Here is a 12,262-nt window from a genome sequence, read left to right on the forward strand (position 1 = left end):
AGTTTAACTCAAAATACCTTCCATCGAAATGATATGGCCTGAAAAATTAATTCCTCAGGTTGTTTTCGATTAAACAGGCATTGCCTGTTTGATGAGCTTGTTATTTCAAATAAGCAATCATATATGTCAGGCACAACCCACCCCGCAAATAAACGTTAAGTTGCGCCAAGGAAAATATTTATCATGGAAAATTTTAAAATGAAAAAATCTTTATTAGCAATGCTGGTTATGACTTCTGCACTGGTTGGCGTAAATGCGGCGAATGCTGCTGAACCCGCTAGCGTAACGGTAAACGGCGGTACTGTGAAATTTGAAGGGACTGTTGTTGATGCAGCTTGTGCAGTTTCAAATGAATCTATCAACCAGACTGTAATCCTGGATCAGGTTCGTACCGTGCGTCTGGCAACAGCAGGTTCTGCGGCAGGTCAGCAAAAAGATTTTAATATTAAACTCCTGGATTGCGACACCACTGTAAGCCAGAACGCCAGCGTAACCTTTAATGGCCAGGCTGACGGCACAACCGCTACCGCACTGGCAAACACCGCAGGCGCTGGCGCAGCTAAAAACGTTGCTCTGCAGCTGTACGGCCCGGATGGCAAAGTACTGGCAGTAGGTGATGAGTCTTCTACCATCACTCTGGTTGACGGTACAAACGTCATTCCATTAAGCGTCGACTATGTTGCTACTGCAGCAGCTGCAACAGCGGGTAGTGTTGCTGCAACGGCAACGTTCAACGTTACTTATTCCTAATAATTCATTTTTTTCAACACCCCATGCACCCATTAAAAAATGCATGGGGTGTTTTTTTCAACGATAAAGAAGTGAGCTATGTTTCAGGGAAAGATCAGTTCCGCATTAATATCGCGAAAAATAGCTTGTTTGCTGGCAGTTTTATTACCAGCAACCGGTCTGTGCTCCAGCTATGTTACCGTTCATGGTGGGGATGTCAGTTTCAAAGGGGGGGTTGTCAGCGCCGCTTGTTCAGTCCGCTCAGACAGCCAGAATCAGGTTGTACAGATGGGGCAGGTGCGTAGTAATCAATTTTCAGAACTGGGTTCATGGGCAGATCCTACGCCGTTCAGAATTTATCTTGAAGATTGTGATACCAGTATAAGTGAAACCGCAGGCGTGCTATTTACCGGAATTAGCGATGGTAAAGATCCCACCGTGTTTAAAACCGGTTTTGGTGCCAATGCCTCCCATGGTATTGGGTTAGGTATTTTTGATGCAAAGGGTATTTTGGTGGTTCCAAACAGTAAACCATTGTGGAGCGTACCGCTCAACGATGGGGAAACAATAATAAATTACACCGCAAAATATCGCGCAACAGATCGTAAAGTGACATCGGGTGACGCCAGTACTCAGGTGTGGTTTTCAATATTATATCAGTAGTTTTAATTAAGCTGTTTCTTCTATTCAGAGCCTGTGTCTGAAACGCAGAGAGGCATCTGCATCGATCATCCGCAACAAATAGAGCAAAGAAAGGAAAAGTCATGAAAGAGTCCATCGTATGTACATTAGCAAAACCAGGTAGCAGGATAGGGCATGCCCTTGTGATGCTGGCGGGTTCTATGATTCTGCTGCTTTCCCAGAACGCTCAAGCGGGTGGTATTGCATTAGGTGCGACACGTGTCATTTACCCTCAAGGGCAAAAACAAGTTTCATTACCTATAACAAACTCTGATGATAAGGGTGTATTTCTTATTCAGACGTGGGTGGCCAATGCTGATGGAAGTAAATCAAATGACTTTGTCGTGACGCCACCATTATTTGTCAGTCAGCCTAAGAAAGAAAATATCCTTCGAATTATGTATGTTGGCGGACAGTTACCTACCGATAGAGAAGCTGTTTATTATCTTAATAGCAAAGCTATTCCTTCCGTGGATAAGTCTGGTCTTGATGGGAATACATTACAGATAGCAACCCAGAGCGTGATTAAGCTTTTTATGCGGCCAAAAACATTGCCTACAAAATCAGATGAAGCCCCTGGAACATTGCGCTGCCAGGCTGATGCTGGCGGAATTAAAATCACGAACCCATCACCTTATTATGTCTCACTGGTGCAATTGTACGTGAATGGCAACAAATTACCGAACAATATGGTTCCACCAAAAGGTTATCAGGTTATTGATGCTGCAGTTCAAAAAGGTACTGTCACATTCCAGACCGTGAATGATTTTGGTGCCAATACTGCTAAGCAAACCTGTATTTGGCAATAGAATAAAATATCTTAAGAATGGTAAAAGAGTGTGAGGGAAAGGGAATTGGGCTCATTAACACAACATACTAATAAGAAATTTAAATACTCACCTCTGGCCTTGGCGCTGCTGATTGCAGTGACACCAATGTCATCATATGCTGATAACTACTTTAACCCTCAGTTTTTATCCAGCGATCCTGAGGCTGTGGCTGATTTATCGCATTTTGAAAATGGTAATAGCCAGGCACCGGGAACTTATCGTGTCGATGTTTATCTGAATGAAAAATTCATCGCCAGTAAAGATGTAAAGTTCGTTAATAAAAAAGGGCTGACTGCACCTGCGTCAAAGAGTAATGATACTTCGCTACCGGCGAACACAGCAAGGAATATCAGTGCGCCAGCGGCCGTGGTGAAAAATGATGACACCGGTTTGCAGCCCTGCCTGACGATTAAAAGTCTGGATCTCCTTGGAGTAAAGCTGAGTTCTTTTCCTGAGCTGGCCAAACTTCCTGCTGATGCCTGCGTAGATATTAATGCAGCTATTCCTTCCGCTGGCTCAAGGTTTGATTTTGAGCAACAACGGCTGGATATTAGCATTCCGCAGGCCGCGATGAACAATAATGCCCGTGGTTATATTCCACCAGAACAATGGGATAACGGTATTCCGGCGATATTGTTGAACTACAATTTCACCGGTTCAAACAGCAAGGACATTAGTAACAATACCCATAATAGTAACAACAGCTACTTTCTTTCGCTTAATAGCGGCATAAACATAGGCCCCTGGCGTTTACGTGATTTCTCAACCGGCAGCTATACAAGTGGTGGTGATAGCGACCAATCTACGCATGACTTGCAGCATGTTAGCACCTATTTACAGCGCGCGATTATTCCTATTAAAGGGCAGTTGACCGTAGGTGATAGCTATACGCCTGGTGATGTGTTCGACAGCCTAAGCTTCCGTGGGGTGCAACTGGCCTCTGATGACAATATGCTGCCTGACAGCCTGCGAGGTTTCGCGCCTACCGTGCGCGGGATCGCGAAGAGTAATGCCCAGGTGACGGTTAAACAGAATGGGTATGTCATATATCAGACCTATGTTTCGCCGGGCGAATTTGCCATTGATGATCTTTATCCGACCTCTTCCAGCGGCGACTTACAAGTCACTGTTAAAGAAGCTGATGGGTCATCTTCCAGCTTTACCGTTCCGTATTCTGCCGTGCCGATCTTGCAACGTGAAGGCCTCATGAAATACGCATTAACGGCCGCGAAATACCGGAGCAGTAATGGCGAGCAGGACGATATGAACTTTGCGCAGGGCACATTGATATATGGCCTGCCACGCGGCTTTACGGTGTATGGCGGTTCACAGTTCGCCACAAATTATCGCTCGCTGGCCCTTGGTGCAGGGGTCAACATGGGCGACTTTGGTGCACTCTCAGCGGATGTGACTGGCGCCAAAAGTACACTTGCAGATGACAGCGAGCATACCGGGGCGTCGTATCGCCTGTTGTACGCAAAATCGCTTAACAGTATCGGCACAAACTTCCAGTTGATGGGTTATCGCTACTCAACATCGGGCTTCTATACCCTGGATGAAACTGCCTTTACTCGCATGCAGGGTTATACCGTTAAAACGCAGGATGGGGATGAAGAATACACCCCTGATTTGAGTAGCTATTACAACCTGTATTACAGCAAGCGTGGGAAATTACAGTTAAATATTTCGCAGCAGTTGGGTGATTATGGTTCCCTGTTTGCAACCGGCAGTCAGCAAAGTTACTGGCATACCGACAAGACAGATAGCTTGCTGCAGTTGGGCTTTAACAGCGTCTGGAACGATATTAACTACAGCCTGAGCTACAACTATAACAAGTCTGCGGGCCAGCCGAATTCAGATCAGATGTTTGCCTTGACGTTCTCAGTACCGTTAAGCAAATGGCTGTCGCCGAACAGGAACATGACTGACGCGGGGAATAACGCGTATGCCACTTATAGTGCGAACACTGATACTCATGGCAACACCACGCAGAACGCGGGGATTAACGGTACCTTACTTGAAGACCACAACCTGAACTATAGCGTGCAGCAGGGGTACGGTAATCATGGCGTCGGCGCCAGCGGTAGTGCGAACCTGAATTACCAGGGTGGTTACGGTAATGCCAATGCGGGCTACAACTACAGCAGCAACGGTGATTACCAGCAGGTGAACTATGGCGTTTCTGGCGGGGTAGTAGGCCATGCGGAGGGTATCACGTTCAGCCAGCCGCTGGGTGATACCAACGTACTGATTGCTTCACCGGGTGCAGACAATGTTTCAGTCGAAAACAGCACCGGTATTAAAACTGACTGGCGCGGCTATGCGGTTGTGCCTTATGCCACGACGTACCGTCAAAACCGTGTGGCGCTGGACACTAACTCTCTGGATAACAATATCGAAGTCGAAGATGGCGTGGCCACCGTCGTACCCACACAAGGAGCGATGGTGAAGGCAACATTTAAAGCGCAGGTCGGCGTACGTGTGTTATTGACGCTTATGCGCAATCAGAAACCTGTCCCGTTTGGTGCCGTTGTGTCTCTGATTGAAGGAAGCAGTACGGGAATGGTTGGCGATGATGGTCAGGTATATCTGGCCGGGATGCCACTGCAAGGCAAACTGAAAGTGCAGTGGGGCGAAGGGACAGGTGACCAGTGTATGGTTAATTATATTCTACCTGATAATTCAGTGAATCAGGCTATTACCAGAATCAAGCAGGTGTGTCAGTAATGAAATATATCCAGCAAAACAGAATGATCTCCTTTGTTTTTTTCTGTTCTCTATTATTCATGGTCTTTTCAGGGAAAGCGTTTGCGTATAATGGATGGTGCGAGATAAATTCCGGGACATTACAGTTTTCTTATGATTTTGGGAATAAGAGTATAACTAACATTGATGATAATGTGGCAGGTAAAACATTTCCTGATGCTTATACCTGGGACCTGGGGAGGTCAGCGGAAGGCTCTTGTGACTGCCCTTCGAATTACAAAGGTTCAGAAGTATTTTATCAAACTGCAACCTCATTGGTTCCCGGACATACAGATGGTACTCGTCAATATTATAAAGTTAACGACTATATAGAACTGGCTACAGAGGTTTGGGTGGCTGGTCATGTGAATCAATACATCGAAACACCATGGTATAACCAAGGAAATGATTACTTCAACCCAGATTCTTGCAAAAGTCACGCTCCGTTTGGAACAGGAAGTAAAGGGCGACTTTCAATCTATATCGCAAGACCATTTATCGGTACAACATTAATTAACAACATCAAAGTCGTTGATATTTTCGGCTCTGTGTACAGTAATAATTTTGGTGGCAGCCCGATTTCAAGTGTCTATATAAGCGGAACAGTGACGGTGCCGCAATCGTGCACTCTCAATTCGGGTTCAATTGTTACAGTAGATTTTGGAAATATTGTTGCCGGAAAATTCAACAAGCAGGGAGAGAAGCCTGATGGCGTTACCGCTAAAACAATTAATGTTCCGGTGAAGTGTAACGGTGGTGTAGAAAGCATGGCTAATTTAACCATGCGTTTTCAGGCAACACCTGATAGCGACTATAGTAGTGCAATAGTGTCAGATAAAACCGGTGTGGGTGTTGTTGTCACCGATATGAGTGGCAATATTCTGAAGCCTGATACGGGTTTAATACCATTTAAGTTAAATGATAGCCAGGCGACAGTCTCTTTCCAGACCTATCCTGTCAGTACAACGGGTATTCCTCCATCTATTGGTAAGTTTACCGCGCTGGCCTATATTCGTGTGGATTTTGCATAAATCAATCGCTGTTTTATAAGGACCAAAAATGCGAGTTATTCATTTTATTACCAGAACAACAGCGTTGTTATTTATCAGTAGTGCTGTCGTTTATGCCACACCGGTTCCGCTGGGCTACGCAAACTTTCAGGCATCCGGGACAATTACGCCACAAACTTGTGATGTCACAGTAGCAAGCAAAAATAAAACGATCACTATCGGTGATTTTGCTGCTAACAGTTTTACGACTGTTGGTAGTGTCACCCCAGCAAAAGACTTAGTCATTGACCTGGAAAACTGTGCGCAGACCAGTACGGGAAGTACCATTACTTTCAGTGGTACTCAGGATGAGACCGATCCTGCGCTCCTGAAATTGAGTGATACAAAGGGGCAGGGCAATATGGCGACAGGCATCGCGGTTGAAATTCTTGATGCCGTATCAGGGACACCCATTAAATTGAACCAGCCTTCAGCGGGGATATCCCTGGTAACGGGTGCTAATACCCTTAAATACCAACTGCGCTATAAATCTACGGCATCAACCGTCACTGCCGGTAATGCCACTGCGATTATGTATTTTGATATGAATTATCAGTAAGGACCAGGCATGAACAGCAAATTAACAGCAAGGCTATTAGCCATTCGCCCGCGCCGGTTTTTGTCTGGGACCCTGTTATTGTGGGCGGCAACAGCCTGTGCTCATGACGGTACCGTCAATATTGATGGCACAATTTTGAACAATACCTGTACGATCTCCTCTGAGTCGAAAAATATCACCGTCCCAATGGGCATGGTCGCCAGTAAGCAGTTTTACAAAGCAGGTGATACGACTAACCCCATTCAATTCTCCATTAATCTGGAAAACTGCGGTTCAGCTGTCAGTGGCGTTGATGTCACTTTTACCGGTGCAACTGATACTGCAAACAAGGATTTACTGGCAATTGATACAGGGACGGGCAATGCTACGGGTCTTGGTATTGCCTTATTAGATCAAAATAAAACATTGATTCCTATTTCCGAACCCAGCAAACAATATGCATTAACACCTGATGCAAAATCCGTGTCATTAGTGTTTTTTGCTCAATACACCGCGACTGGGGCAAAAGTTTCCGCTGGGGTCGCTAACGCAACGGCAACCTTTACATTAAATTATGCGTAATAAATTTTTGATGACCCGAATTATTGCCCCTTCGTTATTGATGGTAATGTTCTGTTCTGCCGCTCACGCTGGCGTTATTGTGGCAGGAACGCGTTTCATTTATGACGAAAAAACAAAGTCGCTAAATATTACTGTCGAAAATACAGATGAAGCCGACTATTTGGTGAAAGCACAAATCCTTCCATTTAGTCCCGATCAGGAGAGTGGGGCTCAACCTGCAAAGGGAAACATGCCATTTGTTGCCACACCGCCACTTTTTGTTTTACACGGGAAGCGGGAAAACAAAATTCGCGTATCACAAACAGACGGTAATTTACCGAACGACCGCGAAAGTGTGTATGCATTTAGCGTAACGGCCATTCCTTCAGGAGAACCGGCGCCAAATTCTGTACAAATGGCAGTGCGCTCGAGGTTTAAATTCTTCTACCGCCCATTAGGGCTGAAGGGCGATCCCCTTAAGGCCTATGAACAGCTTCGCTGGCAACGCTCGGCAGGCCAGGTCATGGTAGAAAACCCGACCCCCTATTACGTCACGTTAGTGAATTTGAAAGCCAATGGGCAGGCGGTAGAAGACGCGGCGATGTTAGCGCCATTCGAAAAACGTTCTACTGACTGGTGCGCGAAGAAGGAGAGCTGCCAAATACAGTGGCAATCAATCAACGATTACGGAAGCGTATTACCCCCAGTAACAATTCCTGTCACACCGGCAGTCAGTACTGTTGAGCCCTCAACCACTAAATAAATAGTCAGGCCAGATCAACGCTGGTATTCATCCTTAATATTGAGTTACAGACAATGAAAAATCTAAATCTCCGCGCGAATCCGCGTCATTTACTCGCCACGTTGATACTGACCTGTTTCGGCCTGAATGCCAGCCAGACACCCGTTGTATCGGCGCCATATACCCAGGAACAGAAAGCCCAGATCGGTAAAATTGCAGAGGACTACCTGACGGAACACCCTGAAAAAATGGGAGAGGTTATTGCTACTTACCTGGCGGAGAACCCTGCGTTTTTGGTGGCTGCGCAGGAAAGTCTGCATCAGCAACAAGTCATCTCGCAAAAACAAATGAAGCAGCATTTGGCTTTACAAAATAAGGCAGCACTGCTGGATCCTGAGTCTCCGTCTGTCGGCCCTGTGGATGCCAAAACTGCCGTTGTGGTCTTCTTTGATTACCAATGCATCTATTGCAGTAAAATGACGCCTGAATTTGAGCAACTCATGAAGGACAATCCCCAGGTGCGTTTTGTGTTCAAAGAATTGCCGATATTCGCCTCACGCTGGCCAGCTTCCGGTTATGCCGCTCGCGTAGGTCAAGCCGTTTGGCAGGCAAAAGGAGGGGCTGCATACGTGGAGTTTCATAACGGTATCTTTGCGACAGGGAAAACAGAAGGGGCGCTCACTACCAAAGACATCAACAGTGTGGCAAAAACCTGGCTGAGCGCTAAAGAACTGCAGGAAATTGAGAAGAATGGTAGCCCGCAAGATGCCCAGAATCTGGCTATATCGAAGAATTTACAACTTGCCCAGCAACTGCAGCTCACCGGAACCCCTGCCTTTGTTGTCCTGTCACAAGCAGAAACCGAAGCAAACAAAGTTAATGTCTTTCCTGGCAGCGTAGGCAAGGATACGTTGCAGCTCGCCATTTCCGGATCGTCTCAACCCTAAAACGGGAAAGGAAACAAACCTGCAGTAAGCGCGTGACGCCATGTGCGGATTGCAGGGATGTTTACCTTCCAGCAGGCGGAACCATTCAGCGCTTTCAGAACCGTTCCGTAATATACCTGAACGGATAATCCGTTGGTTTCACCTTACCCACCTTCCGCTTCGGCAGTTTCACCGGTTCAACGGGCAGCGTCTTGTAAGGGATCTGCGTTAGCAGATGAGAGATGACATTCAGCCGCACCCGTTTTTTATCCTCAGATCGCGCAACAAACCACGGCGCCCAGGCGGTGTCGGTGGCGGCAAACATCGCGTCGCGCGCTTCAGTGTATTTATCCCACAGCTTGAAGGATTTGATGTCCATCGGCGACAGCTTCCAGGTTTTGCGCCCGTCATCAATGCGATCGCGCAGGCGGCGTTCCTGCTCTTTGGGCGTCACCTCCAGCCAGTATTTGATCAGGATAATGCCCGCATCCACCATCGCATGCTCCATGGTCGGCGTACCATCGAGAAACTTTTGCACCTGTTCCGGCGTGCAGAATCCCATCACGCGCTCCACGCCCGCGCGGTTATACCAGCTGCGGTCGAAAATCACGATTTCACCCGCCGAGGGCAGATGCGACACGTAGCGCTGGAAATAGAGCTGGCTTTTCTCTTTCTCGGTAGGTGCGGGCAGGGCAACGACGCGGAACACGCGCGGGCTGACGCGCTCGGTGATGGCCTTAATGGTGCCGCCTTTGCCTGCGCCGTCGCGGCCTTCAAACACCACGCAGACTTTCAGACCTTTGCTGACCACCCACTGCTGGAGCTTGACCAGCTCTACGTGAAGACGCCGCAGCTCCTTTTCATACGCCTTGTCCTTCAGCGGCTGGGGCGTGCTTTTTTCTGCCGGGCTTTTCGCTTTCTTGATATTTGCCATAACGATCCTCTGCAGCTGGAGGGAGGGGTAACTCTTTGAAGTGTAATCGTGCCAGCCGACTCTCGCGGGAAATATTAGTGATACTGTGTATTTATACAGTCACCGGTAAAATCCTCATTTTTCCCGCAGTGGGATATTCACAACCCTACCCGAATTGATGGATTAACGTGCCAGAGCGCCAATTCGAACTGGCTCACCATACCCGTTTGTTCAATAATGGCTGTTGCAAATTTTTAACAAATGGCTGTGGTATGAAAAAAACCGTTTTTTCACTGGCGCTGGGCACCTTTGGTTTAGGGATGGCGGAGTTTGGCATCATGGGCGTGCTGACCGAGCTGGCGCAGGATACCGGCATTTCGATCCCCTCCGCCGGGAGCATGATTTCGTATTACGCCTTTGGCGTGGTGATTGGCGCACCGATCATCGCGTTGTTTTCAAATAAGTTCTCGCTCAAGACGGTTCTGCTGTTCCTGGTTGCCCTGTGCGTGGCCGGGAACGCCATTTTCACCTTCTCCACCTCCTATTTCTGGCTGGCCGTCGGGCGGCTGGTGTCCGGTTTTCCGCACGGGGCATTTTTCGGCGTCGGTGCGATCATCCTGTCGAAAATCGCGCCGCCGGGAAAAGTCACCCTCGCCGTGTCCGGGATGATTGCCGGAATGACGGTCGCCAATCTGGTCGGCGTGCCGCTCGGCACCTGGCTCGGGCATGAATATAACTGGCGCTACACCTTCTTCCTGATTGCGGCGTTTGACGCTCTGGTGATCCTCTCGGTGATCTTCTGGGTGCCGACACTGTACGACAAGGCGGAAACCCGGCTCACGGAGCAGTTTCACTTTCTGAAAAAACCGGAACCCTGGCTGATTTTTGCCGCGACGATGTTCGGCAATGCCGGGGTGTTTGCGTGGTTCAGCTTTGTGAAGCCGTTTATGGTCAACGTCTCCGGATTTTCGCCGGGCTTTATGACCGTCATCATGATGCTGATGGGGCTCGGGATGGTGCTGGGGAATCTGCTCAGCGGCAAACTGTCCGGGCGTTACAGCCCGCTGCGCATTGCGGCGACGACCGATCTGGTGATTGTCCTGTCGCTGCTGATGCTGTTCGCCTTCGGTGAAAATCAGTCGGCGTCGCTGGTGATGGGCTTTATCTGCTGCGCGGGTCTGTTCGCGCTGTCGGCACCGCTGCAAATTATGCTCCTGCAAAACGCGCAGGGCGGCGAACTGCTGGGCGCGGCGGGCGGGCAGGTGGCCTTTAACCTCGGCAGCGCGATTGGGGCTTATTTTGGCGGGATGATGATTATCCTCGGCTACAGCTGGAGCTACGTGACGTTACCGGCGGCGCTCCTCTCGTTCGCCGCCATGTCGTCTCTGCTGCTGTATGGCCGTCAGAAAGCCAAACGGGCTCAGGCTAACGCCCGCGCGTTAGCCTGATTGCCGTTACGGAAGGTAAGGTTCGCCGAGGGTCAGCATTAACCGGTTGGCCCAGGCGAAAAACGCCGCAGACTGAATCAAATCGAGCTGTTCAATCGTGTCCAGCTCCTGCTTCTCCAGTGCCGCCAGATGCGCGGGCGTGACCGCCGGTGGCGTCACGGACAGCGCCGCCGCAAAATCAATTTCCGCCTGCCAGCGTGCAGACTGACCCTCGCTTAACGACTGCCCCGGACGCACCGCCAGCAGCGCTTGTACGGCGTTGTCATCCTTCGACAGCTGGCTGGCTTTTCGCGCATGGACAGATGCGCAGTAGATGCAGCCGTTGATCTTGCTGGCCACCGTCGCCGCCAGTTCACGCTCCGCGCGCGGCAGGCCGCCCGGCGTGTAAAAAATCCCTTTATCGGTCAGCGTGCGCTGTTCCAGCACCGGCAGATTGCGCGCCAGCAGGCGGAAATAGTCAGAGTCCGTGTGGCCAAATTTTGCCAGAATTGCCTGTTCGTCAGCGTTAAATTCCGCCAGCGGTTTTGACGCCAGCCACGGCTCCCAGCCCAGCTCCTGCTGGGTAAACTGCACCGGTGCAGCTTTGCCGCTTTTGGTGGCTGGCGTGGCGTGCCAGATCCCCGCCACGACCGGCGTGTCGCTGGTAGCGATGCTTTTATCATTCAGCAAGCGCAGCCCGGCGACGAGACGGCTCTGGAAACTGACGAACGCGATCAGCTGCGCCAGCGTCACGATCGCCTCTTTACTCCATCCCGCCTGGGTCAGCGCCGTTAATGCGCCGGGCGTGGCCTCGACGGGAGAAAACGTCAGCAGGCGCGCGAAGGTTATTGCAGGCGTCAGTCGTAAAGAGGTGGGGTCGGCCAGACCAAACCCGGCGTAGTGCGCGGCCAGCGCATCGGCGCGGTGCCACTTCGCGACTTTCGCGGCCACCGCCACGCGCTCATCCAGCGGGAACGCCGCGTCCTGCTGGCTAAAGAGCGTTTCATAGCTGCCCTGCGCATGACGGGTGGCGGCTTCGCGGGTCGCACGCGCCGTCGCCAGCGGCGAACCGGGTGCGATCTCCGCTAATTCAGCAACAATATCCTGACTTAAAGACATAG

General features: G+C 49.6%; 12 protein-coding genes. 10 read left to right on the top strand and 2 right to left on the bottom strand.

The window, feature by feature from the left end:
- Window positions 1–198: 198 nt before the first annotated feature.
- The 9 genes from AC3WS9_RS10780 (at window position 199) to AC3WS9_RS10820 (ending at window position 8,822) form a co-directional block, all read left to right on the top strand.
- The gene (locus tag AC3WS9_RS10780) at window positions 199–750 is read left to right on the top strand and encodes a fimbrial protein (protein WP_492490322.1); all 552 of its coding nucleotides are present in this window, start codon (window positions 199–201) and stop codon (window positions 748–750) included.
- Between the two features lie 78 nt (window positions 751–828).
- A complete protein-coding gene (locus tag AC3WS9_RS10785; RefSeq protein WP_492488248.1) occupies window positions 829–1,392 on the top strand; it encodes a fimbrial protein in 564 nt (187 codons plus the stop codon).
- A 164-nt stretch (window positions 1,393–1,556) separates the two neighbouring features.
- Window positions 1,557–2,219: a fimbria/pilus periplasmic chaperone gene (locus tag AC3WS9_RS10790; RefSeq protein ID WP_492490323.1), complete on the top strand. Its 663-nt coding sequence runs from the start codon at window positions 1,557–1,559 to the stop codon at window positions 2,217–2,219.
- Between the two features lie 45 nt (window positions 2,220–2,264).
- Window positions 2,265–4,967 (top strand): fimbrial biogenesis usher protein, encoded by a 2,703-nt coding sequence (locus AC3WS9_RS10795; protein ID WP_492488250.1) that lies wholly within the window; start codon window positions 2,265–2,267, stop codon window positions 4,965–4,967.
- Complete coding sequence (locus AC3WS9_RS10800) at window positions 4,967–6,016, top strand: fimbrial protein (protein ID WP_492488252.1); 1,050 nt, start codon at window positions 4,967–4,969, stop codon at window positions 6,014–6,016. Before AC3WS9_RS10795 ends, AC3WS9_RS10800 begins: the two co-directional genes overlap by 1 nt.
- Before the next feature lie 28 nt (window positions 6,017–6,044).
- Window positions 6,045–6,593, top strand: a complete 549-nt coding sequence (locus AC3WS9_RS10805; RefSeq protein WP_282495193.1) for a fimbrial protein — start codon at window positions 6,045–6,047, stop codon at window positions 6,591–6,593.
- Window positions 6,594–6,602: 9 nt separating this feature from the next.
- Window positions 6,603–7,154: a fimbrial protein gene (locus AC3WS9_RS10810; RefSeq protein WP_492488254.1), complete on the top strand. Its 552-nt coding sequence runs from the start codon at window positions 6,603–6,605 to the stop codon at window positions 7,152–7,154.
- 10 nt (window positions 7,155–7,164) lie between these two features.
- A complete protein-coding gene (locus tag AC3WS9_RS10815; protein ID WP_492488256.1) occupies window positions 7,165–7,896 on the top strand; it encodes a fimbrial biogenesis chaperone in 732 nt (243 codons plus the stop codon).
- A gap of 53 nt (window positions 7,897–7,949) precedes the next feature.
- Window positions 7,950–8,822, top strand: a complete 873-nt coding sequence (locus tag AC3WS9_RS10820) for a thioredoxin domain-containing protein (RefSeq protein ID WP_492488258.1) — start codon at window positions 7,950–7,952, stop codon at window positions 8,820–8,822.
- Window positions 8,823–8,916: 94 nt separating this feature from the next.
- Here the strand turns inward: AC3WS9_RS10820 and ppk2 are convergent, their stop codons facing one another.
- Window positions 8,917–9,735: a polyphosphate kinase 2 gene (gene ppk2 / locus AC3WS9_RS10825; RefSeq protein WP_492488260.1), complete on the bottom strand. Its 819-nt coding sequence runs from the start codon at window positions 9,733–9,735 to the stop codon at window positions 8,917–8,919.
- Between the two features lie 251 nt (window positions 9,736–9,986).
- Here ppk2 and araJ point away from each other — a divergent pair, with 251 nt between their 5' ends.
- Entirely contained in the window at window positions 9,987–11,162 is a 1,176-nt protein-coding gene (gene araJ / locus AC3WS9_RS10830; protein ID WP_282495198.1) for an MFS transporter AraJ, read from the top strand.
- A gap of 6 nt (window positions 11,163–11,168) precedes the next feature.
- On the opposite strand, the gene AC3WS9_RS10835 is transcribed toward araJ, so the two are convergent.
- Window positions 11,169–12,260 (bottom strand): alkylhydroperoxidase domain protein, encoded by a 1,092-nt coding sequence (locus AC3WS9_RS10835; RefSeq protein ID WP_492488262.1) that lies wholly within the window; start codon window positions 12,258–12,260, stop codon window positions 11,169–11,171.
- Window positions 12,261–12,262 lie beyond the last annotated feature (2 nt).

The sequence above is a fragment of the Lelliottia sp. EB106-05-01-XG201 genome (assembly GCF_058791735.1).

Excerpts from the sequence above, each read along its gene's own strand:
- AC3WS9_RS10780 (WP_492490322.1), top strand. The coding sequence starts at position 199 with ATGAAAAAATCTTTATTAGCAATGCTGGTTATGACTTCTGCACTGGTT.
- AC3WS9_RS10785 (WP_492488248.1), top strand. The coding sequence starts at position 829 with ATGTTTCAGGGAAAGATCAGTTCCGCATTAATATCGCGAAAAATAGCT.
- AC3WS9_RS10790 (WP_492490323.1), top strand. The coding sequence starts at position 1,557 with ATGCTGGCGGGTTCTATGATTCTGCTGCTTTCCCAGAACGCTCAAGCG.
- AC3WS9_RS10800 (WP_492488252.1), top strand. The coding sequence starts at position 4,967 with ATGAAATATATCCAGCAAAACAGAATGATCTCCTTTGTTTTTTTCTGT.
- AC3WS9_RS10805 (WP_282495193.1), top strand. The coding sequence starts at position 6,045 with ATGCGAGTTATTCATTTTATTACCAGAACAACAGCGTTGTTATTTATC.
- AC3WS9_RS10810 (WP_492488254.1), top strand. The coding sequence starts at position 6,603 with ATGAACAGCAAATTAACAGCAAGGCTATTAGCCATTCGCCCGCGCCGG.
- AC3WS9_RS10815 (WP_492488256.1), top strand. The coding sequence starts at position 7,165 with ATGACCCGAATTATTGCCCCTTCGTTATTGATGGTAATGTTCTGTTCT.
- AC3WS9_RS10820 (WP_492488258.1), top strand. The coding sequence starts at position 7,950 with ATGAAAAATCTAAATCTCCGCGCGAATCCGCGTCATTTACTCGCCACG.
- ppk2 (WP_492488260.1), bottom strand. The coding sequence starts at position 9,735 with ATGGCAAATATCAAGAAAGCGAAAAGCCCGGCAGAAAAAAGCACGCCC.
- araJ (WP_282495198.1), top strand. The coding sequence starts at position 9,987 with ATGAAAAAAACCGTTTTTTCACTGGCGCTGGGCACCTTTGGTTTAGGG.
- AC3WS9_RS10835 (WP_492488262.1), bottom strand. The coding sequence starts at position 12,260 with ATGTCTTTAAGTCAGGATATTGTTGCTGAATTAGCGGAGATCGCACCC.